20 protein-coding genes and 2 pseudogenes are annotated in these 24,674 nt (G+C 67.5%); 10 read left to right on the forward strand and 12 right to left on the reverse strand.

Going from position 1 to position 24,674, the window contains the following annotated elements; translation table 11 throughout:
* The 4 genes and pseudogenes from BN972_RS17535 to BN972_RS17550 all read right to left on the reverse strand — a co-directional run.
* Positions 1–1,107 (reverse strand): annotated as a pseudogene (locus BN972_RS17535) (hypothetical protein); the annotation flags it as partial.
* 75 nt (positions 1,108–1,182) lie between these two features.
* Positions 1,183–2,670 (reverse strand): acetyl-CoA acetyltransferase, encoded by a 1,488-nt coding sequence (locus tag BN972_RS17540; protein WP_036360221.1) that lies wholly within the window; start codon positions 2,668–2,670, stop codon positions 1,183–1,185.
* A gap of 23 nt (positions 2,671–2,693) precedes the next feature.
* Entirely contained in the window at positions 2,694–4,118 is a 1,425-nt protein-coding gene (locus tag BN972_RS17545) for an aldehyde dehydrogenase (protein WP_036360223.1), read from the reverse strand.
* 11 nt (positions 4,119–4,129) lie between these two features.
* Positions 4,130–6,466, reverse strand: coding sequence for a CaiB/BaiF CoA-transferase family protein (locus BN972_RS17550; protein WP_099051110.1), 2,337 nt, complete (start codon positions 6,464–6,466; stop codon positions 4,130–4,132).
* Between the two features lie 140 nt (positions 6,467–6,606).
* Here BN972_RS17550 and BN972_RS17555 point away from each other — a divergent pair, with 140 nt between their 5' ends.
* The 3 genes from BN972_RS17555 to BN972_RS17565 all read left to right on the forward strand — a co-directional run bounded on the left by BN972_RS17555 (position 6,607) and on the right by BN972_RS17565 (position 11,259).
* Positions 6,607–7,455, forward strand: a complete 849-nt coding sequence (locus BN972_RS17555; RefSeq protein WP_036360227.1) for an SDR family oxidoreductase — start codon at positions 6,607–6,609, stop codon at positions 7,453–7,455.
* A gap of 19 nt (positions 7,456–7,474) precedes the next feature.
* Complete coding sequence (locus tag BN972_RS17560; protein WP_036360229.1) at positions 7,475–9,859, forward strand: phosphoketolase family protein; 2,385 nt, start codon at positions 7,475–7,477, stop codon at positions 9,857–9,859.
* 89 nt (positions 9,860–9,948) lie between these two features.
* Positions 9,949–11,259 (forward strand): adenylate/guanylate cyclase domain-containing protein, encoded by a 1,311-nt coding sequence (locus BN972_RS17565; RefSeq protein ID WP_036360231.1) that lies wholly within the window; start codon positions 9,949–9,951, stop codon positions 11,257–11,259.
* Here BN972_RS17565 and BN972_RS17570 read toward each other — a convergent pair.
* Entirely contained in the window at positions 11,256–12,791 is a 1,536-nt protein-coding gene (locus tag BN972_RS17570; protein ID WP_036361177.1) for an HNH endonuclease signature motif containing protein, read from the reverse strand. The genes BN972_RS17565 and BN972_RS17570 overlap by 4 nt on opposite strands.
* A gap of 65 nt (positions 12,792–12,856) precedes the next feature.
* Between BN972_RS17570 and BN972_RS17575 the strand changes: the two genes are divergently transcribed.
* Together BN972_RS17575 and BN972_RS17580 are read left to right on the forward strand one after the other, a co-directional pair.
* On the forward strand, positions 12,857–13,522 hold the full coding sequence (locus BN972_RS17575; RefSeq protein WP_036361178.1) for an MOSC domain-containing protein: 666 nt from the start codon (positions 12,857–12,859) through the stop codon (positions 13,520–13,522).
* Between the two features lie 35 nt (positions 13,523–13,557).
* Entirely contained in the window at positions 13,558–14,307 is a 750-nt protein-coding gene (locus tag BN972_RS17580) for a CPBP family intramembrane glutamic endopeptidase (RefSeq protein ID WP_036360233.1), read from the forward strand.
* Position 14,308: 1 nt separating this feature from the next.
* Here the strand turns inward: BN972_RS17580 and BN972_RS17585 are convergent, their stop codons facing one another.
* The 6 genes and pseudogenes from BN972_RS17585 to modA all read right to left on the reverse strand — a co-directional run bounded on the left by BN972_RS17585 (position 14,309) and on the right by modA (position 19,566).
* The gene (locus BN972_RS17585; RefSeq protein WP_036360235.1) at positions 14,309–15,334 is read right to left on the reverse strand and encodes a zinc-binding alcohol dehydrogenase family protein; all 1,026 of its coding nucleotides are present in this window, start codon (positions 15,332–15,334) and stop codon (positions 14,309–14,311) included.
* A 28-nt stretch (positions 15,335–15,362) separates the two neighbouring features.
* Positions 15,363–15,662: a GlsB/YeaQ/YmgE family stress response membrane protein gene (locus BN972_RS17590; RefSeq protein WP_036360237.1), complete on the reverse strand. Its 300-nt coding sequence runs from the start codon at positions 15,660–15,662 to the stop codon at positions 15,363–15,365.
* 102 nt (positions 15,663–15,764) lie between these two features.
* The gene (locus tag BN972_RS17595; protein ID WP_036360240.1) at positions 15,765–16,847 is read right to left on the reverse strand and encodes an alanine and proline-rich secreted protein Apa; all 1,083 of its coding nucleotides are present in this window, start codon (positions 16,845–16,847) and stop codon (positions 15,765–15,767) included.
* Positions 16,848–16,889: 42 nt separating this feature from the next.
* Positions 16,890–18,013, reverse strand: a pseudogene (locus BN972_RS17600) (sulfate/molybdate ABC transporter ATP-binding protein).
* 6 nt (positions 18,014–18,019) lie between these two features.
* Positions 18,020–18,814: an ABC transporter permease gene (locus tag BN972_RS17605; RefSeq protein ID WP_200869738.1), complete on the reverse strand. Its 795-nt coding sequence runs from the start codon at positions 18,812–18,814 to the stop codon at positions 18,020–18,022.
* Between the two features lie 8 nt (positions 18,815–18,822).
* A complete protein-coding gene (gene modA / locus BN972_RS17610; protein WP_036360242.1) occupies positions 18,823–19,566 on the reverse strand; it encodes a molybdate ABC transporter substrate-binding protein in 744 nt (247 codons plus the stop codon).
* 136 nt (positions 19,567–19,702) lie between these two features.
* Between modA and BN972_RS17615 the strand changes: the two genes are divergently transcribed.
* The 3 genes from BN972_RS17615 (at position 19,703) to BN972_RS17625 (ending at position 22,876) form a co-directional block, all read left to right on the forward strand.
* Positions 19,703–20,380 (forward strand): SDR family oxidoreductase, encoded by a 678-nt coding sequence (locus BN972_RS17615; protein ID WP_036360244.1) that lies wholly within the window; start codon positions 19,703–19,705, stop codon positions 20,378–20,380.
* 34 nt (positions 20,381–20,414) lie between these two features.
* Complete coding sequence (locus tag BN972_RS17620; protein ID WP_036360246.1) at positions 20,415–21,335, forward strand: LLM class F420-dependent oxidoreductase; 921 nt, start codon at positions 20,415–20,417, stop codon at positions 21,333–21,335.
* 149 nt (positions 21,336–21,484) lie between these two features.
* On the forward strand, positions 21,485–22,876 hold the full coding sequence (locus BN972_RS17625; RefSeq protein WP_036360248.1) for an NAD(P)/FAD-dependent oxidoreductase: 1,392 nt from the start codon (positions 21,485–21,487) through the stop codon (positions 22,874–22,876).
* Between the two features lie 13 nt (positions 22,877–22,889).
* Here the strand turns inward: BN972_RS17625 and BN972_RS17630 are convergent, their stop codons facing one another.
* Positions 22,890–23,294 carry a PaaI family thioesterase gene (locus tag BN972_RS17630; protein WP_036360250.1) on the reverse strand — a complete coding sequence of 135 codons (405 nt, stop codon included), beginning with the start codon at positions 23,292–23,294 and terminating at the stop codon, positions 22,890–22,892.
* A gap of 280 nt (positions 23,295–23,574) precedes the next feature.
* On the opposite strand from BN972_RS17630, the gene BN972_RS17635 reads away from it, so the two are divergent.
* Positions 23,575–23,991 (forward strand): BlaI/MecI/CopY family transcriptional regulator, encoded by a 417-nt coding sequence (locus tag BN972_RS17635; RefSeq protein ID WP_036360252.1) that lies wholly within the window; start codon positions 23,575–23,577, stop codon positions 23,989–23,991.
* Positions 23,992–24,005: 14 nt separating this feature from the next.
* On the forward strand, positions 24,006–24,674 hold a 669-nt coding region (locus BN972_RS17640; RefSeq protein ID WP_036360254.1), incomplete at its 3' end, for a M48 family metalloprotease.

Genomic DNA, 24,674 nt, shown 5'->3' on the forward strand with positions numbered 1-24,674 from the left:
AAGCTGAGCGGCAGCGACGATGTTCGCCGACACCCCGACGTAGGGCCGGTGCCCGAACACCGCGATCGCGCTGCTGGCCCACTCCTCGGCGATCACATCGCCGAGCGCGAGCACCCGGCTCATGGCCTGCCCCGCCGCGCGCAGCCCGCTCATCTGCACGTCGAGCGTGATGGGCGTGAGCGGCCCCGGCAGTGAGTCGGCCAGCCCGGTGGCGCTGAACACTGGGAAACGCGGATCGATCCGGTCGTCGAACTCCCCGTCGAGACCCCCGGCCGAACCGAGCCGGGGCAACGTCTCAAACGGCAGCGGCAGCTGACCCGACCCGACGACCGCGCCGGCGGGTCCCAGTTTGCGCCCGACGAGTCCCCGGCCGGTGTCCACCACCGCGTCCAGCGCCTGCCAGCCGTAGTTGAAATTCCAATCTTCCTGCGCCACAGCGATATCGAGCTCCGGGACCAGCTGGTCCCAGCCCCGGACGCCATGCAGCCGTAGCCGCGGATCGACGCTACGCAGCACCCGCCAGGCGGTGATGACGTTGGTGGTGTCCGGTGTGGCCAGGTCCACCGCGCCGGTGCGGTCGGTGCCGACCGCCTGCACCAGGAAACGAACCAGGTCGTCGGAGTGCAGCACCCGGATCGGTTGCGCAGAGATCTTGGTGCGCATCAGGGTCGCCACCGTGCGGCACGTCATCCAGTCGAGTTGGCGGCCGAGCAGCGGAGCGATCCGGATGACGAGACTGGGCGCCCACCCGGTGGTCACCAGCATCTCCGCCGGACGGTACAGGTCCGCCCGGCCCGCGGCCTGCGACACGAACAGCAGCCGGGATCCGGCGCGGGCGGCGGCGTGGGCCACGTGCGCGACACCCGTGACACCCGCCCCGCCCGGGGCGGTGGTGTCGACCGGAGCGAGATGGATCACGACGTCGGCGTCGGCGGCCAAGTCCACCAGCACCGGGTCGCGTAGGGATGCGCAGACGAGGTCCACATTGGGATCCAGGCACTCGTGCGGGTGGGAGGCGATGCCGCTGACGGTGTGCCCGGCGGCGATGAGCTGGCGCGCGAGCAACCGCCCGACCGTGCTAGTGGCGTCGGTAAGCAGCACGTGCACCGGGCTTCACCTCCCTCACTGACAATAGGCAAGCAGCGCTGACTTGCGCATTTTTGAGTCTTTACCGTGACCCGGTTACTGCAACGTTGCGGTGCCGTCTCCGGCAACAGCAACCTTTGCGCCGGCGAAGTCCTCGTCCAGGGTCGCTGCCGCCGCGCCGCGGTCGTTGATCACCGCCAGCGCGCGTGCATCGTCGGGGGTGCGGACGGCTAGGAATGCCTTTTCGGGCTGCCCGTCGCGGTCGAACGGCGTCGTCCAGGCTTCTACTGTGCCGACGCCTTCCCACTCGACGACCTCGGTCGTGGTCGGTTCCCGGTCCACCGCCTGCTGTACGTCCTCCCAGCGGAACCCCGACGGCGGCGGCTCGGTGCCGTACACACCGAAGCTGTGCTTGGTCAGATAACCACCGTTCGCGGTGATCAGGCCCCGGCGGCCCGGGTTTGCCACCAGCAGTTCGGCCATGGTGGCGATGGAGTGGGTGACGTAGTTGCTCCACGGGCCGCCGGCGAAGGTGAGCCCGCCGGTGACCGTCAGGGGGCGCGCCGGGTCGTCGACGGGCAGGCCCAGCTCGTTCGCGGCTACCTGGACAGCGGACGGAAAACACGAGTACAGGTCGACGTAGTCGACGTCGTCGATGCCTAGACCGGCCAGTTCCAGCGCCCGCGCCCCGCCGATCCGGATCGCCGGGGAGCGGTGCAACTCCCCCCGCTCGGCGATGGCCGAGGTGTCGTGGGCGTCTGCACCGGCTTGCGGGTACACCCAGCGTTCGGACGGCACGCCAAGGCGCTGGGCCTGTTCCACCGAGGTCAGCACGAGCGCCGCGCCCTGGTCGACCATGTTGTTGGAGTTCATCAGCTTGGTATAGGGCCAACTGATCATCCGGTTCTGTGGGCTGGGCTCCCGGATTTCCTCCGCGCTCACCGGGCGGCGGATCCATGCGTTGGGGTTGTCGACTGCCACGGCGCTGAACCGTGCCCACAGCTCGCTGACGCGTCTGCTGTGCTCCTCGATGGACTCGCCGTTGGCGATCCGCAGCGCCTGCTCGAAGATCGGATACACGAAGGACGGCCGGTCCAGCCGGATGCGGATCTCGGCTTCACCGGCCATCGGCACGTCGTCGCCGGCGACCTCGGGCATGGGCACCGAGTTGTCCTGCTCGGTCCACACCAGCCGGGCGCCGCGCTTCTTCAGTTCGTTGCGGGTGCGCCAGGTTTCGGCGGCTGAGATCAGCACCACGCCCGCGCGACCCTGCTGGATGTCGAGGCATGCCCGGTTGACCAGTGCTTGCGGTGTGTTGCCACCCACGCTGCTGTATCCGGCGGTGAACGAGCCGATCCCGAGGCGTTCGCCGAGCAGCAGGCCGGGGTTGCGGTAGTGGGCCGAGAGCATGTGCACCACGCGGATGGAGTCGACGGCTTCGAGCACGCGGGCGTCGGCAGCCTGCCGTGCGGCCGTCACCATCAGGTCGAGTGGCTCGATGGAGGGCCGGTCAGGGTTTATTTCTCCGCGGTGGTTGACCTGGCCATAGCCGATCAGCACCGGCGTCTTGGGATCGACGGGCATGCCTGAAACCTATCGCGAGCGCGTCAGGCGGGTCCGGTGCGGTAGATCGACTTGAGCGTCCGGTAAGCCTCTAGGCCCTCGGGCCCTAACTCCCGGCCTAGGCCACTGGCCTTGACACCACCGAACGGCGCGCGCACATCGAGCGCGTAGTCGTTGACCCCGATGGTGCCGGTATGCACAGCGCGCGCGACGGTGGTGGCCCGATCGACGTCGGCCGACCAGACCGTGCCGGCCAAGCCGAATTCGGTGTCATTGGCCAGCGCGATCGCCTCCTCGTCGGTGTCGTAACCGCTGACGGTCAACACCGGACCGAAGATCTCCTCCCGGGCCAGTCGATCGGAGTTCTCGACGTCGGCGAACACCGTCGGCGTCACGAACCAGCCCCGCGGCTGGTCCTTGGGCACCGATCCGCCGGCCACCAGCCTGGCACCGCTGTCCTTGCCGACGGCGATGTAGTCCAGCACCCGGTCGCGCTGCCGCGAGCTCACCAGCGGGCCGATCTCGGTTGCCGGGTCCAGCGGGTCACCCACCGCTAGGCCGTCGGCCAGCGCCGCGACCGCGTCGACGATCTCGTCGTAGCGCGACCTGGGCGCCAGGATGCGTGAGCTGAGGTGGCAGGTCTGACCGTTGTTGACGAACGACGCGTTGCGTAGTCCGCGGATGGTCGCGTCCAGGTCGGCGTCGTCGAGGATGATCGCCGCCGACTTGCCGCCGAGCTCGAGCGTCACCGGGCGCATCAGGCGTCCGCAGATTTCGGCGACCAACCGCCCGGTGGCGGTCGAGCCGGTGAAGGCGACCTTGTCCACCCCGGGATGGGCCACGAGGCAGGCACCGACCGACGGCCCGCCCGACACCACGTTCAGCACCCCGGCCGGCAGCCCGGCGTCGACGGCAGCTTCGGCGAAAGCCAATGCGTCCAAAGCCGTTTCGGGCGAAGCTTTGAGCACGACGGTGCACCCGGCCGCAAGCGCGGGTGCGACCTTCATCGCGGCCAGCGCCTGCGGGTAGTTCCACGGGATGATCGCGGCGACCACGCCGACGGCCTCGCGGCGCACGATCGTGTGCCCGGTGACGCTGGGCCGGATCTCCTCTACCGGGGTTTCGGTGACCAGTTGGGCGTAGTAACGCAGCAGCAACGGCGGGAAGGCCCCGTTGGCGCCGCGCGAGAGGGTGATCGGCATGCCGTTTTCCCGACTGACCAGCTCGCTGGTGGGCTTGGCGCGCGCCTTGAGCGCATCGGCCATCGCGATCAGGATCCCGGCGCGGTGGTCCGGTGAGCTGGCGCGCCAATCGGGCAATGCCCGGCGGGCGGCCGCGACCGCTGCGTCGAGGTCGGATTCGGAGACGACGGCGCCGTCGCCGAGGTGTTCACCGGTGGCCGCCTCCACCACCGGTTCGGCGTGGTCGGCGGTGCGGAAATGGCCGTCGACGAAGAACAGTGCGGACATGTTGGCCCTTCTCAATCCGGTGCGAACAGCACTTTGTCGCCGATCAGTCGCTCGATCTCCTCGGGGGTCATGCCGAGCAGCTGGGCGCAGACCTCGCGCGTGTCCTGGCCCGGCTGCGGCGCCGGGCGTTGCGGTGCCTGCGGGATGTGCCGGAACGGCGCCGGTCCGGTTTCGGCGGGCAGCGGGCGGGCGATCAGCGGGTGCGTCATGTCGTGGAATAGACCGCGGTGGATCAGCTGCGGGTCTTCCAAGATGTCCGGCGGCCGGTGCATCGGTCCGGCCGCGATGCCGCGCTGCTGCAGAGTCTCGGCCACTTCCAGTGGCGTGCGGGTGCTAGTCCACTTGCGCAACGCGGCCCCCAACTCGTCGGGCGGTAGCCCGGGCTGTCCCAAAATTTCTGCAAGGCAACGGAATTCGCCATCCGAGGTGATCGAGACGACGCACCATTCGTCGTCACCCGCGCACGGGTAGACGGCGTGGACGCTGGTGTCGCTACGGACGTCGGCGATGCCCGCGGCCAGCAGACTCTCGGTGACGAACAGCGTGTCTAGTTGGTTGACGACCACTTCGGCCTGCGAGATGTGTACGTGCGCGCCTTGCTGGTGCCGGTCGCGGCGGATCAGCGCCGCCAGCGCCAGGATTGCGGCGATGCGTCCGACCACGTGGTCGGGGAAGATCGTGGTCGCGTCGTAGAAAGGATGTCGGCCGCCCTCGGCGGGTGCCTCGTCGGACGTCCACACCCGGGTGACGCCGGTGGTTGCGCGTACCAGGGGTCCGTAGCCGAGTCGTCTGCTCCAGGGTCCCCGGTTTCCGAACGCGCTGCTGCCGGCCAGCACGATCCGTGGATTGAGCGCGCGCAGCGCGTCGTAGTTGAACCCTAGTGAGGTGAGGGTGCCGGGCTTGAAATTGGCAAACACCGCGTCCGCTTCGGCGACGAGACGGCCGAAGATCTTTTTGCCCGCCTCGTTGCGCAGGTCGACGCCCAGGGCCCGGTGATTGCGGTGGGTCCAGGCGAAGGATTCGCTCATCGGGTCTCCGACCCGGGCCTGCCGCAGCCCGTCGGGATATTCCGCGCTCTCGATCTTGATCACGTCGGCACCCAGATCGCCGAACAGCCGGCTGAGCTCGCCGCCGGCGACGATGATGCCGAGATCCAGAATTCGCAACCCGGCCAGGGGATACTCGCCCGTGGTCCCGGTCGCCGAGGACACCGGGGCGGGGTCGGCGACCCAGCCTGGATCGTCGTGCCCGACGGTTGGCGCCGGCATTCGAAAGCCCGCCCGCTCCCCGTCAACGACGAAATAGCCGGTGGGAACCTGCGCGCGCACGCCGGGTACCAACTCGGCGTCGGTGATCGCCCCGACGGCCTGGAAGTGCTCGGAGGCAAGAATGCGAGACGGCGTGAGGACCGCGGCAATCGGCACACCATGTTCCTGGCCGGCGGCCACCAGCTCCTTCATGGTCTTTCCGGCGAACAGCGCCGCCACCAGCGCGCTGATCTGTGGCCACGCCGCGAACCGCGCACCGATCACGTCATACTTCGGATCCTGGAAGTCGTCCGGCTCCCCCAGCCAGCGACGCAGCCCGCGCCACTGGCGCGGTGCCATCACGCACAGCCGGACGTAACCGTCCCGGCACGGATAAATCGGGTACGCGTCCTGGTTCCTGGGGCGGCCCCGCCAGCGGGAACTACTGCGAATACCAGCCGCGACCTGTCCGTGTGCCCCGAAGGCCGGATCCAGTGACATCACCACCGCATCGAGACGGGAGAAGTCAATGTAATCGCCTGTACCACAACGGATTTTGTTGTAGTAGGCGGCCAGTGCCGCCCAGGCTGCCTGCGCGGCGGCGGTCGCCGAGGCGATTCCTTCGGGCGGTAACACCGGGGTCCCCACGGTGGGTCCAGACCGGGCCAGCGACCCGCCCATGGCATACAACACCGCGTCGGTGGCGCGCCACGACGACCGCGGCCCCGTCGCACCGAAGTCGCTGATCGACAGCACCACGAGGTGCGGGTAGCGGTCGGCGAGGTCGGCGGCCGAGGCGCCGTAGTTCGCCGCGCGCCCCGTATCGACCAGGATGTCGGCAGTGGCGGCGAGATCCAGCAGGCGCCGGCGGTCGCCGTCAGCGCCGGGATCGAGCACCGTGCTTCGCTTGTTGGCGTTGTGCACGGCAAACGGGATACTCGCGCCTGCGACGGTGGGCAGCGACCGGCGCCCCGGACTGCCCCCGGGCGGTTCCACTTTCAGCACGTCCGCGCCAAGGTCGGCGAGCAATCGGGTGACCGTGTCGGCCTTTCCGTCGGACAAGTCCACGACGCGCACCGCAGCAAGCAAGCCCTCGGGCATGAGCACACCGTACTCGGCGCTCTCGCGCTACCGACGGTGCGGCCATTTACGTTGCCAAAGTGGTTGTTTGCCAAGCGATTACGCGGTGGCGCGGGCACCTAGTACCCTGCTAACCGGGGCGATCCGAAAAGGAGACAGAAGTGGCAGACACGGCATCGGTCGCAGCCAGAGTCGGTGGAAAAGTCGTAGTGATCACCGGCGGCGCACGGGGCATCGGGTTGGCCACCGCGACCGCGCTGCACAAGCTCGGCGCCAAGGTCGCCATCGGCGACATCGACGAGACGACGGTCAAGGAGTCCGGGGCGGACCTCGGGCTCGAGGTGTACGGCAGGCTCGACGTCACCGATCCCACCTCGTTCTCCGATTTTCTCGATCAGGTGGAACGCCAGCTCGGACCGATCGACGTCTTGGTGAACAACGCGGGCATCATGCCGGTCGGCCGCATCGTCGACGAACCCGACGCCGTCACCCGGCGCATCCTGGACATCAACGTTTACGGCGTCATCCTCGGCAGCAAGCTGGCGGCCCAGCGGATGGTTCCGCGTGGGCAGGGCCACGTCATCAACATCGCCTCGCTGGCCGGTGAGATGCACATCGTCGGGCTGGCCACCTACTGCGCCAGCAAGCACGCGGTGCTGGCGTTCACCGATTCCGCCCGGCTCGAGTACCGGGCGGCCGGGGTGAAGTTCTCCTCGGTCCTGCCGACGTTCGTCAACACCGAGCTGGTCGCGGGAACCTCGGGCATGAAGGGCTTCCGCAACGCCGAACCCGATGAGATCGCCGACGCGGTCGCGGCCCTGATAGCGCAACCCAAGCCGCGCATGCGGATCACCAAAGTCGCGGGGGCAATGGTGGTTTCGCAGAAATTCTGGCCGCGCCGGGTCGCCGAGGCGCTGAACCGGATGATCGGTGGCGACCACGTCTTCACCGACGACATCGACGTCGAGAAGCGTCGCGCCTACGAAGCGCGCGCCCGCGGTGAAGAATGAGGGCGGAACAATCGGGTAGATGAGCCTGATGAGCCGACAGACTGCGCCCGCGATCCTTTCCGACGACGAACTGGCCCTCATCGACGCCTATTGGCGCGCCGCCAACTACCTGTCGGTCGGCCAGATCTACCTGCTGGACAACCCCCTGTTAGCGCAGCCGCTGGAACCCGAGCACGTCAAACCCCGACTGCTCGGGCACTGGGGCACCACCCCGGGCCTGAATCTGATCTACGCGCACCTCAACCGGATCATCTGCAATCGCGACGCCAACGTCATCTACATCACCGGGCCCGGCCACGGGGGTCCCGGGCTGGTGGCCAACGCCTACCTGGAGGGCACCTACAGCGAGGTCTACACCGGCATCGAAGAAGACGCCGAGGGACTGCGCAAGCTGTTCCGGCAATTCTCCTTCCCGGGTGGCATTCCCAGCCACGTGGCGGCCCAGACTCCGGGGTCGATCCACGAGGGCGGCGAACTCGGGTATGCGCTGGTGCACGCGTTCGGTGCCGCCTTCGACAATCCCGATCTGGTGGTCGCCTGTGTGATCGGCGACGGCGAAGCGGAGACGGGACCCCTGGCGGCCAGCTGGCATTCGAACAAGTTCCTTAACCCCGCCGTGGACGGCGCGGTGTTGCCGATCCTGCATCTCAACGGCTACAAGATCGCCAATCCGACCGTGCTGGCGCGTATCCCGCACGACGAGCTCGAGGCGCTGATGCGGGGTTATGGCTACCGCCCGATCACGGTCGAGGGCGACGACCCGGCCGACGTCCATCAGCAGCTGGCCGCGGCGCTGGATGATGCGTTCGACGACATAGCGGCCATTTGGCGCGCCGCCCGCGACGGCGGTGAGACGGAACGGCCGGTGTGGCCGATGATCATTCTTCGCACGCCGAAGGGCTGGACCGGCCCCAGGGAGGTGGACGGCAAGCGGGTGGAAGGCACTTGGCGCTCCCACCAAGTCCCGCTGTCGGGAACGCACGACAACCCCGAGCATCGTGCCCAGCTCGAGCAGTGGCTGCGCAGCTACCGCCCCGATGAACTGTTCGACGACAACGGCGTTTTGCGGCCGGAGCTCAAAGGCGCCGCGCCCACCGGCGATCGCCGGATGAGCGCCAATCCGCACGCCAACGGTGGGCTGCTACTGCACGACCTCGACCTGCCCGATTTCCGTGAATACGCGGTGGAGGTCACGGACCCCGGGACGAAGATGCATGAGGCCACCCGCATCCTCGGCGCCTTCCTGCGCGACGTGATCAAGCGAAATGCCGACCGGTTCCGGCTGATGGGGCCGGACGAAACGGCCTCCAACCGCTTGGACGCGGTGTTCGAGTCGACCGGCAAGGTGTGGCTCTCGGCTACCGGGCCCGACGACGACCATCTCGAGCCCGACGGCCGGGTGATGGAGGTGCTGTCTGAGCATCTGTGCCAGGGCTGGCTGGAGGGGTATTTGTTGACCGGCCGGCACGGCTTGTTCAACTGCTACGAGGCGTTCGTGCACATCGTCGACTCCATGCTCAACCAGCACGCGAAGTGGCTGTCGACCACCCTGGAGCTGCCGTGGCGGCGGCCGATCGCGTCGTTGAACTACCTGCTGAGCTCGCATGTCTGGCGTCAAGACCACAACGGCGCGTCGCACCAAGACCCGGGCTTCATCGATCTGGTCGCCAACAAGCGCGCCGAGCTGACCCGCGTCTACCTGCCCCCGGACGGCAACACGCTGCTGTCGGTGGCCGATCACTGCCTGCGCAGCCGCAACTACATCAACGTGATCGTCGCCGGTAAGCAGCCGGCGCTGGCCTACCTCGACATGGACGACGCGATTGCCCACTGCACCCGGGGTCTGGGCATCTGGGAGTGGGCCAGCACGGCCAGCAGTGATCCCGACGTGGTCCTGGCCTGCGCCGGGGACATCCCGACGCAGGAGACGCTGGCGGCAGCGGCGATCCTGCGGCGCGAACTACCCGATCTGGCCGTGCGAGTGGTCAACGTGGTGGACCTGATGCGGCTGCAGCCGGATTCCGAGCATCCGCACGGATTGCCCGACCGGGAGTACGACGCGCTGTTCACCCAGGACAAGCCGGTCATTTTCGCCTACCACGGATATCCGTGGCTGATCCACCGGCTGACCTACCGCCGCGCGGGCCACAACCAGCTGCATGTGCGCGGCTTCAAGGAGCGTGGCACTACCACGACGCCGTTCGACATGGTGATGCTCAACGAGCTGGATCGTTTTCACCTGGTCATGGATGTGATTGACCGGGTTGAAGGGCTGGGTAGCCGCACCGCGGTATTGCGTCAGCGGATGGTCGACGCCCGCATTGCCGCCCGCCGCTACACACGGGAGTACGGCGAGGACGATCCCGAGATCTCCGGTTGGACCTGGGATGGGGAGAGCGAGTAGCGCTTCACGCCCACGGTGTGGGTCACTGGAACGCCGGTGAACAGCGTAAACGCCTCCCGATACGCCTCCCAGAGAACTAGAATTCCGCAATGTTCTCGGAGACGCGCTATGCGATGAACGGGGACTTGAGCGTCGCTTACAGAGCGTCGCCCGAAGGTGAACGCGACATCGTGTTCGTCCCGAATTGGTTCACCTGCTGCGAACTGCTGCCAGAGCTTCCGTCGGTTCGAGGTTGGGTTGAGGCGATGACGTCGCTCGGTCGGCTCATCTTCCTCGATCAGCCCGGAAGCGGCGCATCAGATCCTGTCGAGCCAGGCGCGCTGCCGACCCTGGAGCAATGGGCCGACAGCATCACTGCGGTGCTCGACGATCTCGAAGTCCGCGAAGCAGTACTTCTGACCGGACCCGGTGCCCTAGCCCCGGGCGCGCTGTTCGCTGCTACACATCCGGCTCGCACCACCGCGCTCGTAGTGCTGGAGGGCTACGCCAATCCGATTGCCGAACGCACCGATGGCATTGACCCCGAGGAAATCGTCGCTGCCCTGGCAGCCATCTGGGGAACGGGTGAATACTGGCGCTCGATCAATCCCGATATGCCGTGGAACGAAGAGATCGGCGCCGCGATTGCACGACATGACCGGCTTGCCGCGAGTCCACGAACCTACGCTCTCCTGATACCTCTGTTGACCGAAGTAGACGTGCGGGCGGTGCTGCCGACGATTCGGGTGCCAACCCTCGTGCTCCAGCACGGCGACGACGAGATGGTCCCGCCCGCGTGGGGCAAATACGTCGCGGATCACATACCCGACGCGAAATACGTCGAACTGCCAGGGCGCAACCTGTACCACTTCGTGGAGCCGTGGCGCGACTCGTTCCAGGAGGTCGCCAAGTTCCTCACCGGCCACCGAGCCGAAGTTGCCGATGATCGGGTTCTGGCCACGGTGTTGTTCACCGACATCGTGGATTCGACGCGCCGGGCTGCCGAGATGGGCGACCGGGATTGGCGTGCGCTGCTGGATGCGCACGATGCGGTGGTGCGGTCGCAGTTGTCTCGTTTTCGGGGTCGTGAGGTGAACACCACCGGTGATGGTTTTGTGGCGATGTTCGATGGGCCGCAGCGGGCGATCCGTTGTGCGATGGCGATTCGGGATGCGGTGCGGGCCTTGGGTATTGAGGTGCGGGCAGGGTTGCATACCGGTGAGTGTGAGGTCCGCGGCGACGACATCGGCGGGATCGCGGTGCATATCGGGGCGCGGGTGAGCGCATTGGCCGGGCCCAACGAGGTGCTGGTGTCGAGCACGCTGCGCGATCTGGTGATCGGGTCCGGGCTGGAGTTCGAGGACCGCGGCGCGCACCGACTCAAGGGCGTGCCGGGTGAATGGCGGCTATCAGCCGTCTAGAACGGTGGTGGGTCGTCGTCGGTGGGTGGGGGCTGGGCGGGGTGGTCACCGGTTTGGGGTTTGGGGTTGAGGCGGGCGTTGCGGTTGTGGCGGCGTTCGGTGGCCACCCGGTGGGCGCGGTGTTGGGCGCGGGTGCGGCGGCGCCGGGGCATCATGGCGGTGCGCTCAGCGCAGTAATGCTGGGGCAACTCGGGTTGGTGGGTGGGCATGCCGCCCACGGGTCGGCACAGGCTGGGGAACAGCAGGGCGCTGCCGGGGACGGTGGCATGGGTGTCTCCGGTGGGAGAGGTCAGGATCAGGTTGCCGTTGGGGAGTAGGCGTGTGGTCCAGCCCCAGAAGGTTTTGATCAGGTGATGGCGCCGGCAGAAGCAATTCAGGTTACCGGCGTGGGTGGGCCCGCCCTGGGCGTAGGGGATGGTGTGGTCGATATCGCAGTGGGTGGCGGCCACGTCGCAGCCGGGCCAGCGGCAGGTCATGTCGCGGGCGCGTACGAAATCGGCCAGGGCGGTGGAGGGCCGGTAGTGCGGTTCGGGTGGGGCATCGCCGGGGTGGATGAGCGGTACGAGTGTGGCGGTCAGGGCCAGCTCGGCGAGCAGTTCGGCGGTGATGAGGCCCTCGGCGCTGATCTGGCTGGCTGGGGTGGTGGTGTTGCCGGTGAGGGTGGCTTGTTCGGCGATGACGTGGATGGTGACCGGGGAGGCGGGTTTGCGTTGAGCGGCGGTGCAGTCGGTGCGCCCGCAGCGGCAGCCCAGTCGGGTGGCGTCGGCGGCCATCGCGCCCAGGGCATCGGCGCGGCGTTGGTCGCGGGTGCGGGGGTCGTGCGGGCAGACGGTGGCGGCCAGGGCGGACAGTTTGGCGTCCAGCGCGCGGGCGTCCGGGCTGGCCAGGCTGCCGTGGATTTCGGAGGTGCCTTCACAGTCCTCGCCGATGTATACCTCGCGGTCTTTCTGGTTTTTCTTGCGGCGGCGTACCGCATCGAGATCGGCCTGGGCCACGATGGTGTCGACTTTTTTGGCCAGCCGGGCGGCGGTCAGCGACGGCCAGCGGGTCACGCTGGCCGCGATGCGGGTATCGACGTAGGCCAGCGCCGTCGGGTCGGTGATCAGGTCGGTGCGCCAGACAATGGTGGCGAACGCCGAGAAATCGATATCGCCGGCGATAAAAACCTCAGCGACCTGCGGCAGACGCTCGCGCATCGCGCGCGCGTAGCGCACTTTGGCCAACCCCAGCCCGTGGCTGATCTTCAGCCCCGCGGCGACCTCGGCTGCGACCGCCTCCATGGTGTCCATCGCCCAATCCTCGGTTTCGGCGCTGCGCGACAGCCGGTAGCCGAACAACTGCCCGACCGCGACGAACTCCAGTGCGGCGGCCTGGTTCTGCACCCGGGCGGCCGCCTGGATGCGCGCGACCCACCCCGCAGACTCCGCCGTCTTGGCCGTCAACCCCTCCCGATGGTCGATCACCTCGTCCATATACCGGTTAAAGCGCGCCAGCTGCTCCTCGGCCGACACCTCGGTTCGCGACTCGAACATACGTGCGATCATACGCCGAGCCAGTGACATACCGACTCGCTCGCTACGCTGTCCGAGTGGCGAAAGTGTTGTCGGTCAACGTAGCTGGGGGCCGTCCCAACCCCGATCCGCGCGCCATGAAGAAGGTGACCGGCATCGACAAGGTCGCCGCCACCGGACCGGTCCTCGTCCGGGCGCCCGGCCCCAAGCGCGGCGGGCTGGGCAGCGGACTCGTCGGCGACACGATCGGCAACAGCAAGTACCACGGCGGTGATGATCAGGCCGTCTACGTCTACGCCCGCGAAGACCTCGACGAGTGGGAGGGGAAGCTCGATCGCACCCTCAGTCACGGGATGTTCGGTGAGAACCTGACCACTTCGGGCATCGACGTCACCGGGGCCAGAATCGGTGAGCGCTGGCGCATCGGCACTGACGGGTTGCTGCTGGAGGTCTCCGCGCCCAGAACGCCGTGCCGCACTTTCTCGGCGTTCCTCGACCTGAGCCACTGGATGAAAACCTTCACTCAGGCCGGTAAGCCGGGTGCCTACCTCCGAGTGCTCGAACCGGGAACCGTCCAGGCCGGTGACGACATCACCATTGTCGACCGGCCCGACCACGACGTGACGATCGGCATGGTCTTTCGCGCCAAGATGTCAGAACCCGAATTGCTCCCCCGTCTGTTGGCCGCCGATGCCCTCTCCGACGAATACAAGAGCTACGTCCGCCGCCGGCTTGCGGTGCGAGAAAGCTAGGGAGCGCCCGCCGCGACGCCGGTAGACTCGCCCCAATGCGTCACCAAATCCTGGAACCGGCCTGTGCTGCGCCGGCGCAACCGGACAGGTTTCGCATCCACGTCGACATCGTGGTGGTCGTCGCTGTCCTGGTGCTGACCAACCTGGTCGCGCACTTCACGACAGCTTGGGCGGGCATCGCGACCGTCCCGGCGGCCGCCGTCGGGCTGGTGCTGCTACTGCGCTGGCGCGGATTGGATTGGGCTGAACTCGGTCTGGGCCGCGAACACTGGAGATCCGGCATGGGCTACGCGCTGGCCGCCGTGACGCTGGTGGTGTCGGTGATCGCGGTCGGGGTGCTGCTGCCGATCACCCGGCCGATGTTCCTGAACAACCACTACGCGACGATCTCTGGCGCCGTGGTCGCCTCGATGGTCGTCATCCCGCTGCAGACGGTCATTCCGGAGGAACTTGTCTTCCGCGGCGTGCTGCACGGCACGTTGCACCGGGCCTGGGGGTTTCGCGGCGTCGCGCTGGCCGGATCGCTGCTTTTCGGGTTGTGGCACATCGCCACGTCGTTGGGCCTGACCAGCAACAACGTTGGCTTCACCCGGCTGTTCGGCGGCGGTGTCTTCGGGATGGTGGCCGGTGTGACGCTCGCGGTCCTGGCCACCGGCGCGGCCGGGTTCGTGTTCAGCTGGCTGCGCAGGCGCAGCGGCAGTTTGATCGCGCCGATCGCGCTGCACTGGTCGTTGAACGGCGTGGGTGCCGTGGCTGCGGCGCTGGTCTGGCACCTGTCAAGCTGACCTACACGAGAAGTACCGCGGCTCCGGCTATCCGGCCCGAACTGAGATCGGTCAGCGCGCAATCGGCTTGTCCCAGCGGGTATTCCGGCGTGGTGACGTCGATGTGATGCTGAGCGGTGAAGTCGAGGAAGCCCCGTGCATCGGCTCGTGTGTTCGACGTGACGGACCGAATTTGGCGCTCCTGGAACAGATGCCGTTGATAGTTGAGCGACGGGATGTCGCTCAGATGGATTCCGGCCACCGCGAGCGTGCCACCCCGGTCGAGTGCCTCGAGCGCGGGCAGCACCAAGTCGCCCACCGGCGCGAACAGGATCGCTGCGTCCAGCGGAACCGGCGGTGGGTCGGCGGCGTCCTGTGCCGACGCGGCGCCCAGCGCCAGAGCGAGTTCGCGCGCCGCGGCCCCGCGGGTCATGACGTGTACCTCGGCGCCCTGCGCCAATGCGACCTGGGCGGTGATGTGCGCACTGCCCCCGAATCCGTAGAGCCCCAGTCGGCCTCCCGGCGGCACCTCGGCGCGCAACAGAGAGCGGTAGCCGATGATCCCGGCACACAGCAGCGGCGCCAGCTCGCTGTCGCTGTACCCGTCCGGTAGGTGATGGGCGAATGCGGCCGGGACCGTGGCGAACTCGGCATACCCGCCGTCGGCGTCCCAACCCGTGTAACGGGACTGCGGACACAGGTTCTCGTCGCCCCGGCGGCAGTATTTGCACGTCCCACAGGTGTGTCGCAGCCAGGCGATGCCCACCCGGTCGCCCACCTTGAACGCGTCGCCGGCGGCTGAGCCGACCTCGACCACCTCCCCCACCACCTCGTGGCCGGGAGTCACCCGGTCGCGGTGCACGGGCAGGTCCCCCTCGGTGACGTGCAGGTCGGTGCGGCACACCCCGCACGCCAGCACGGCGACCAAGAGCTCGGTCGGCGCCGGTCGCGGGACCGCGGTGCTGACACGTTCGAGCGGCTGGGTCCGCATCGGCCCGGGTGCACGCACCTGCCATGCGGTCATCGTTGAGGCGATGGGCGACGCCATTACCCCATCTTGCCGCTGCGGCGAAGCGCTAGGTGCGCCGCACCAGGCCGACGAGCCACAGCAGGATTACCGAGCCCAGGATCGCGGTGAAGAAGGTGAACCACCAGCCGCCCGACGCGGTGTCGAAGGCGAAACTGAGCAAGAAGCCACCAATCAACGCACCGATCACACCGATAACGATGTTCATCAGGATGCCCGAGCCGGCGCCCTTGACGATCTTGCCGGCGATCCAGCCCGCCAGCGCGCCGATGATGATGTAGCCGATCCAGCCCACGCTGGTCAGGGTCGACGAGCGAGCAAGAAACTCGGTAGCCGCAACAATGTCCATCAGGGTCTCCTATCGCCACCCCAGCTCCGTTGCTGGGTTGTGACTTCGGTATACGCCTTCTGGATAACGATTCAAGCGTCGGTTTGCGGCGCCTGGGAGAGGTCAGGCCGGCTGGCTCCGCTGCTCGGTCACCGCCGGTGCCCCGCCGGCCGGTGCCTGGGTGGCGGGTGCCGGCACTTGAGCCGGCGCGGGCGCCTGAGCCGGTGCGGGCGCCTGAGCCGGTGCCGGTGCACCCGCGTCGGGCGCGGGCGCAACCGGGGCGGGTGCCGGTGCGCCGGGAACCGCCCCGGGAACCCCTTCCGCCGGCGGGGTGGCGGCCGGGGCGGCTGGTGCGTTCCAAGGCCGAATCGACTCGGCCAGCGCCTTGGCCGCGTTCTTGTCCACCGGATTGTTCGACGTGCCCAGCCACACCACGAACCAGCGCTGCGGTGGTCCACCGGTGGGTCCGGCCGGGTTCCCGACCACGCCTGTCCAGATCTGGCCGACCGGCTTGGTGGCGTCACTGAACTTCACTTCGTAGTACGACGCGCTGCCCGACTCGCCGTTGGCATTGAGCGGCACGGTCTCCTGGTTGACCCGGGTGCCGGGGTACGGCATGAAGAACTCCCCCATGTCCGAGCCGAGCCGGACGGCGGCCTTGGGATTGGTGGCCTCGGCGCTGGCGTAGAGCTTTTGGTCCAGCCGGCCCAGCACGATGCGGGTGTCGTTGGCGACCGGTTGGGGCTGCCCGGGCATCGGCGCCTCACCGGCGGCCTTGCTCAGCAGCGCCGAACCGTAATCCAGGTGCGAGGCGTCGGATTCCACCCAGCCGGGGGGAAGGATGAAGCTGAACCCGCCGACGGCATTGGTGATTCGCCCGGCGTTCGGGTCCGGCGGCGGTGGCGCGTTCGGATCCAGTGGTGGCGGCACCGCATTGGGGTCACCGGGTTGCGCGTTCGGGGTCGGGCTGGCCCCTGGCGGCGGGGTTGCGGGCGTGCTTGGGGTCGCTCCAGGTGCAGGTGTCGGTGACGCGGCAGGCGACGACGGCGGCGCGACCGTCGGTGACGGCGGAGGCACTGGCTCCGGGTCGGCGCTCGAGGTAGCCGGCAAGGCGATGGTGACGACGCTGGCACTGGTCGCGGCCGCAACGGCCAGCGATGCCAGTAATCCTTTGCGGCGTGACGGGTTCGGGTCCACCTGATGCATGGGCACGAACCTACCGTGTTGCCGCTGCGAAGCAAGGAAAGACTAGCTGGTGTCTCCCCAGTTCGTGGACCGGCGAAAGGCCGGATGCAGAGCTACCTCGGTGGCTTTGACACTGAACCACACCCGGGTCCCGACCGTGAGCTGCAATTCCGCCGCGGCGTCCACCGTGATGCTGGCCGCCAGCCCCGGTCCCCGTCGGACTGGTCCGCCGCGCGCACCAGGACCGCGGGTCCGCGGGTATCCAACTCGGCGACGGTCACTTCGACGGTGTTGCGCGGGCTGCCATGGGGCGGCGTGTCGTAGACGGCGACGCTTGCCGGCGTGAACACCGCAACCGCGGCGTCGCCGTCGCCAAGCTCCGCCGAGTCCGCGATGCCGTGCCACTTCTGACCGGAATCGGTGTACAGAGCGCCGTCGCCGCCGATCGATCCACTGACCAGGTTCACTCCCGCGATCCGGGCGCCGAAACGGCTTCGCGGTGCACTCAGCACGGCGGCCGCCTTCCCAATTTCCGCGATCTTCCCGGACTCGAGCACCAGCACCCGATCGGCCAGGGTGAGCACGTCCAGTAGATCGTGGGTGACCAGGATGACCGCGCAGCCGCTGCCGGCGACCACGCCGCGCAGCAGTGCGCGGATCGACGCGGCCGCCGCGACGTCGAGCCCGCTGAGTGGCTCGTCGAGCAGCAGAATTTCCGGTTCCGCGGCCAGCGCCCGCGCAATCGCGACGCGCTGGGCCTGACCGCCCGACAGTTGCCGCGGCTTGCGGTCCGCGAGTTGTACTGCGTCCACCTCACGCAGCCAGCGCAGCGCCGACGCCCGATGGGAACGCAGCCCGCTGCGCCGGCTGTTCGGCCCGAAAGCAGCTCCGAAAGAGACATTTCCAAGAACGGTCAGATGCGGAAACAGCAACGGGTCCTGCAGGAGCAGACCGACCCGACGGCGGTGGGTGGGGACCTCCACCCGAGCCGCGGTGTCGGTCAACACCAGCTCGCCCCGCCGCACCCAACCCGCATCGGGCCGGAGCAGGCCGGCGATCACGTGCAATGCGGTCGACTTGCCGGCGCCATTGGGTCCGAGCATCGCAATCACCTCACCTGGAGCCACCGTGAACTCCAGGTCCAGATTCCGGTCGGTGACCACCGCGCGCAGTTGCAGCTCGCTCATCGTCGGTTACCGCGCGTCGGGTCCGGTCAGGCGCCGTGAGCCGAGCCCCAGCACCACCAGCGCCGCCACGGCCACCAGCAGAAGTGACAGTGCCACAGCGGCATTGGGGTCATCGACGCGCTGCAGGTAGATCTCCAGCGGCAGCGTGCGGGTCACGCCCTGCAGCGAACCGGCAAACGTCAAAGTGGCGCCGAACTCGCCCAGCGCCCGCGCGAACGCCAACACCGCGCCGGACACCAGGCCAGGTACCAGCAGCGGCAGCGTGACCCGCCACCACACCGTGGTCGGCCGTGCTCCCAGCGTCGCCGCCACCACCTCGTAGTCGCCACCGGCGCTGCGCGCGGCGCCCTCCAGCGAAATAACCAGAAAGGGCAGCGAGACAAAGGTCTGCGCCATCACGACGGCGGTCGTGCTGAAGGCCATGCTGACGCCGGCGGTCTCCAGAAACCGCCCGACCAAACCCAACCGGCCGAAGGCGTAGAGCAGGGCGATGCCGCCGACGACCGGAGGCAGCACGAGCGGCAACAGGATCAAAGGGCGTAGCAGACGCACCACTCGCAGTTGGCTGCGAGCCAGCACCAACGCCATGGGCACGCCCAGCACCACACACACGGCTGTGCTCGCCGCGGCTGTCTTCAGGCTCAGCAACAGCGCCGTCGCCGAGGATTCGCTGCTGATCAACGACCAGAAGTGCGGCCAGTCGACCTTGGCGGCCGTCGCCACCAGCGGCAGCCCGATGAACACCGTCCCGATGGCGGCTGGGACGTACACCCAGCGCGGCAGGTTGGTGAGCGAGGACACTGGCGTTGTCAGGGGCGGGCGAAGCCGGCCTGGTCCAGGAGCTGCCGTCCCGTCTCGCCCGTAACCGTGGACACGAACTTGCGGGCCAGGGCCGACTGCGGCGCTTTTTTCAGTACCGCGATCGGATAAGTATTCACCGCGATCGCGGCTTCGGGAAACTTGACGGTGGCGACCTTGGCTCCGGCGTTCGCGGCATCGGTCACGTAGACGAGCGCGGCGTCGGCCTGTCCGGTGGTCACTTTGTTGAGCGCGTCGGTGACGCTGGGTTCCTCACTGACCGGATGCAGTTGCGTGCCTGTCGACTCTTCGATGCGCCGGGTCGCCGATCCGCACGGCACCGGTTGCTGGCAGATGACCACACTCAATCCCGATCGGGCCAGGTCGGCGAAGGATTGGAGGTGCTTGGGATTTCCCGGCGCGGTCACGATGGCCAGCGTGTTACTGGCGAACGTCGTCGGGCCGTCCGCCAGCAGGCCGGCCGCGGCGACCCTGTCCATCTGCGCGGTGTCGGCCGATGCGAACACGTCAGCGGTGGCACCCTGGGTCAACTGCGTCGCCAACTCCGAGGAACCGGCGAAATTGAATTGGATGCCTGTCCCGGGGTTGTCGGCCCTGAATCGGTCCCCTAACTGGGTGAACACCTGCTTCAGTGACGCGGCGGCGAACACCACGACCGAATTTTGCTGCGCGGTGGAGTTGCACGAAGTCAAGCCCGCGACCAGCAGTATCGCGACCCAACCGATCCGACGCATTCGACAAACCTAACCCTGAAGCCACCGCAGCCGAATAGTTACGGAATTCGTCCGCGCGTCGATGCGGTGGCGGTTTCGCCGAATAGCTACTGTCCAGTAACATGGGCGGAGTTCGATGCCATCGCACGAGGAGGTCATGGCAGTGGAGGTTGTGGTTACCGGCGGAGATACCGATCTGGGGCGCACGGTAGCCGAGCGTTTCCGCGACGACGGCCACAAGGTCACCCTGGTGGGCTCGCGCGGCAGCGACCTCGAGGTCGTCGCCAAAGAACTCGATGTTGACGCGATCGTCTGCGACGCCACCGATCCGGGCAGCCTTGAGGAAGCGCGGAGCCTGTTCCCGCACCACCTCGACACCATCGTCCACATCCCGGCACCGACCTGGGACGCCGGCGACCCGCGCACCTACTCCTTGTCCGACACCGCCACCGCATGGCGCCGGGCACTGGACGCGACGCTCCTCTCGGCGGTGCTGACGGTTCAGTGCGTCGGCGATCACCTGCGCTCCGGCGGCAACATCATCAGCGTGCTGGCCGAGAACCCGGCGACCGGAAGTGTCGACGCCTCGATCAAAGCCGCACTTTCCAGTTGGGTCAGCGGGCAGGCGGAGATCTACGGCACTAGGGGCATCACCGTCAACGCGGTGGCGTGCGGTCGCAGCGTCCAGCCCGGCTATGAGGGCCTGTCGCGCACACCGGCGCCGGTCGCAGACGAGATTGCGCGGTTGGCGCTGTTCCTCACCACCCCGGCCGCCCGCCACATCACCGGCCAGACGCTGCACGTCAGCCACGGGGCGCTCGCCCAGTTCGCCTGATCCGCTTCGGTAGCCGGGAGCTACGGTAGACACCGTGGCGATTAGGCTCGGTTTTCAGATCCCTAACTTCTCTTACGGGACAGGTGTGGAGAACTTGTTCTCCACCGTCATCGATCAGGCGCGCGAAGCCGAATCAGCGGGCTACGACTCGCTTTTCGTGATGGACCACTTCTACCAACTGCCGATGCTGGGCACACCGGACCAGCCGATGCTGGAGGCGTACACCGCCCTGGGCGCGTTGGCCACCGCCACCGAACGCCTGCAGCTGGGCACCCTGGTGACCGGCAACACCTACCGCAACCCCACCTTGTTGGCCAAGGTCATCACCACGCTGGACGTGGTCAGTGCCGGCCGGGCAATCCTGGGCATCGGGGCAGGTTGGTACGAACTGGAACACCGCCAGCTCGGGTTCGAGTTCGGCACCTTCAGCGACAGATTCAATCGTCTCGACGAAGCGCTGCAGATCATCGACCCGATGATCAAAGGCCAGCGGCCCACCTTCTCCGGTGAGTGGTACACCACCGAGTCCGCGATGGCCGAACCGCGGTTCCGCGACCGGATTCCGATCCTGATCGGCGGCGGGGGCGAGAAGAAGACGTTCGCGCTGGCCGCCCGCTACGCCGACCACCTCAATATCGTCGCTGGTTTCGACGAACTTCCCCGCAAGGTGGATGCGATCAAGGCGCGCTGCGCGGAAGCCGGTCGGGACCCTTCGACTCTGGAAACGAGTCTGATGTTGACCGTCGTGTTTGACGAGAGCGCTGACCCCGACCAGCTTCCGGCCAGCATGACCGGGCGCATGGCCATCGGCGGTCCGGCGCAGATCGCCGAGCAGGTGCAGGCCAAGGTCATCGACGCGGGAGTGCAGGGAGCAATCGTCAACATCCCGACCAGCCACATCCCCGGCGTTATCAGCAAGGTCGCCGACGCGTTGGGCCCGGTTTTCGGTCTGTAGCCGCGAGCGTCCACTTTCGCACTTCGCTCGGTGTGGCTCATTACACAGGCTCGTGGCTGGGTTTGTGCCGCTAGGTTGACTAACCTTAATAGGGGTAATAGCTAACGTCAGTCGCCCGTCGAGGAGCCCCCGGTCAGGAGCAGCGGAACATGAGTCCCCAACAGGAACCCACAGGTGAACCGCGTCAACGCCACCGGGTCGTCATCATCGGATCGGGGTTCGGCGGACTCAACGCGGCAAAGAAGCTGAAGCGCGCCGACGTCGACATCAAGTTGATCGCACGCACGACTCATCACCTCTTCCAGCCTTTGCTGTACCAGGTGGCCACCGGCATCATCTCCGAGGGTGAGATCGCTCCCCCGACCCGCGTGGTGCTGCGCAAGCAGCGCAACGTTCAGGTGCTGCTGGGCAATGTCACGCACATCGACCTCGCCCGCAAGGTCGTCGTATCGGAGTTGCTCGGCCACACCTACGAGACGCCCTACGACAGCCTGATCATCGCCGCCGGCGCCGGACAGTCCTATTTCGGCAACGACCACTTCGCCGAATTCGCGCCGGGCATGAAGTCCATCGACGACGCGCTGGAATTACGCGGTCGCATCCTGAGCGCGTTCGAGCAGGCCGAACGGTCCAGCGACCCAGAGCGCCGGGCAAAACTGCTCACCTTCACCGTCGTCGGCGCCGGCCCCACCGGTGTCGAAATGGCCGGGCAGATCGCGGAACTCGCCGAATACACCCTCAAGGGCGCCTTCCGGCACATCGATTCGACCCGGGCGCGGGTCATCCTGCTCGACGCAGCACCCGCGGTACTTCCTCCTTTCGGCGAAAAGCTCGGCGATCGGGCGAGGGCACGGTTGGAGAAGCTGGGCGTCGAGATCCAACTGGGTGCCATGGTCACCGACGTGGACCGCAATGGCATCACCGTCAAGGACGCCGACGGCACCGAGCGGCGCATCGAGTCGGCCTGCAAGGTTTGGTCTGCCGGCGTGCAGGCCAGCCGGCTGGGCCGCGACCTCGCCGAGCAGTCCGAGGTCGAACTCGACCGCGCGGGCCGGGTCAAGGTGCTGCCAGACCTGTCGATCCCGGGACACCCCAACGTCTTCGTGATCGGTGACATGGCCGCCGTCGAGGGTGTGCCCGGCGTGGCGCAGGGCGCCATCCAGGGCGCGAAATACGTTGCCAACAACATCAAGTCGGAACTCGCCGGCGCGGACCCGGCCGAGCGGGAGCCGTTCCAATACTTCGACAAGGGCTCGATGGCCACGGTCTCGCGGTTCTCCGCGGTGGCCAAGATCGGTCCCCTGGAGTTCAGCGGCTTTATCGCCTGGTTGATCTGGCTGGTGTTGCACCTGGTGTACCTGATCGGCTTCAAGACCAAGATCACCACGCTGCTGTCGTGGACGGTGACCTTCTTGAGCACGCGGCGCGGTCAGCTGACCATCACCGATCAGCAAGCGTTCGCGCGAACGCGGCTTGAGCAGCTGGCGGAACTGGCCGCCGAGGCGCAAGGCGCCGAAGCCATCGCGCGAAGAGCCAGTTAGGCGCTTGAAGGTGCTAAGACTCGAGGTTCTGTAGCCGCACCTGACCACGGGCCACGATGCGGTCGTCGTCGTCCGTAATGGTCACCAGCCACAGCTGCTGACGGCGACCGCGGTGCACGGGTTCGGCCTTGCCATACACGGTGCCGGACTTGATGGCGCGCAAGAAGTCGGTGTTGTTGTTGACGCCGACCACGTTTCCGCCACCGCCATTGGCGTTCAGCCAGGTGTATGCGGCCACGCTCGCCATGCTTTCAATCATCGAGCAGTAAACCCCGCCGTGTACCAGACCCATCGGCTGCAGCAGCTTGGGCTTCACCTCCAGCTGTGCGCGGGCGCCGTCCGGAGTGAGTTCGGTGAACTGCAGACCGAGCTCGCTGTCGAACGCGGCAACGAAATCCGAGTCTGGGGCTGATGACACGTCCTTGTGTCTACACCATGGGTTATGCGGTCCGGAAAAACGGGCGAGCCCCGTGCGCGTGGCACGGGGCTCGCCGATCGAGTAGGCCGGGGGTCACTGCAGCCCTCAGGACTCTCCGCGGCCCTTTCTTTCGCTCGACCGTCATCAGCATAGGCAAGGCTGCCCTAATTTCGCAAGCATTGATTGCGTAGTGTTGTGGTGTGCGGGAACCAACACGGCGCTAGATACGACACTCGGTAGTAATCGGAGTAAGCTGTCATCAACGCTCAGGAGATGAACTATGGCCAAGCTGACGCGGCTGGGGGATCTGGAACGCGCCGTGATGGATCACCTTTGGTCCATGCCCGAACCCCAGACTGTTCGCCAGGTCCACGAAGCCTTGTCGGCACGACGCGATCTCGCCTACACCACCGTCATGACCGTGCTGCAGCGGCTAGCCAAGAAAAATCTGGTCTCCCAGCTCCGGGACGACCGCGCCCACCGCTACGCGCCGGTGCATGGCCGCGATGAACTGGTAGCAGGGCTGATGGTGGACGCGCTGGCCCAGGCGGAGGACTCCGGCAGCAGGCAGGCCGCGCTGGTGCACTTCGTGGAGCGAGTCGGTGCGGATGAGGCCGCCGCGCTGCGCCGCGCACTCACCGAACTCGAAGCAAATCACCGCAATTCGGCATCTGCTGGACCTCCGGCCGACGACTAAGGGAGAATCACAGCGTGTCTGCGCTGGCCTTCACCGTACTTGCGGTGCTGCTGGCTGGCCCGACACCGGCGTTGTTGGCCCGCGCCTCCTGGCCGCAGCGCGCTCCACGCGCGGCGATGGTGCTCTGGCAGGCCATCGCCCTGGCCGCCGTGCTGTCCACGTTCAGCGCCGGCATAGCGATTGCCAGCCGGCTGCTGATGCCCGGCCCGGACGGGCGACCGACGGCAGGAATCCTGGACGCCGAAGGTCGCCTCGGCTGGCCGCTGTGGTCGGCCTACATCGCCGTCTTCGCCCTCACCTTGATGGTCGGTGCGCGGCTGGCGGTCGCCGCGGCGCGGGTGGCTATCGCCACCCGGCGGCGCCGGGCGCGCCACCGCATGGTCGTCGACTTGGTCGGAGTCGATCACGATGCCGCCTTGGGCCAGCCGTGTTCGGTACCCCGTGACCTGCGCATCCTGCACGTGGAGCAACCCCTCGCCTACTGCCTGCCCGGCGTGCGCAGTCGCGTCGTGGTCAGCGAAGGGACGCTGAACACGCTCGGCGACAACGAAGTAGCAGCGATCCTGTCCCACGAGCGGGCTCATCTGCGGGCCCGGCACGACCTCGTCCTGGAGGCGTTCACTGCCCTCTACGCCGCGTTCCCCCGGCTGGTACGCAGCGCCAACGCGCTGGGCGCCGTGCAG

Origin of the sequence: Mycobacterium asiaticum DSM 44297, from assembly GCF_000613245.1 — a bacterium.
GTDB classification, from domain to species: domain Bacteria; phylum Actinomycetota; class Actinomycetes; order Mycobacteriales; family Mycobacteriaceae; genus Mycobacterium; species Mycobacterium asiaticum.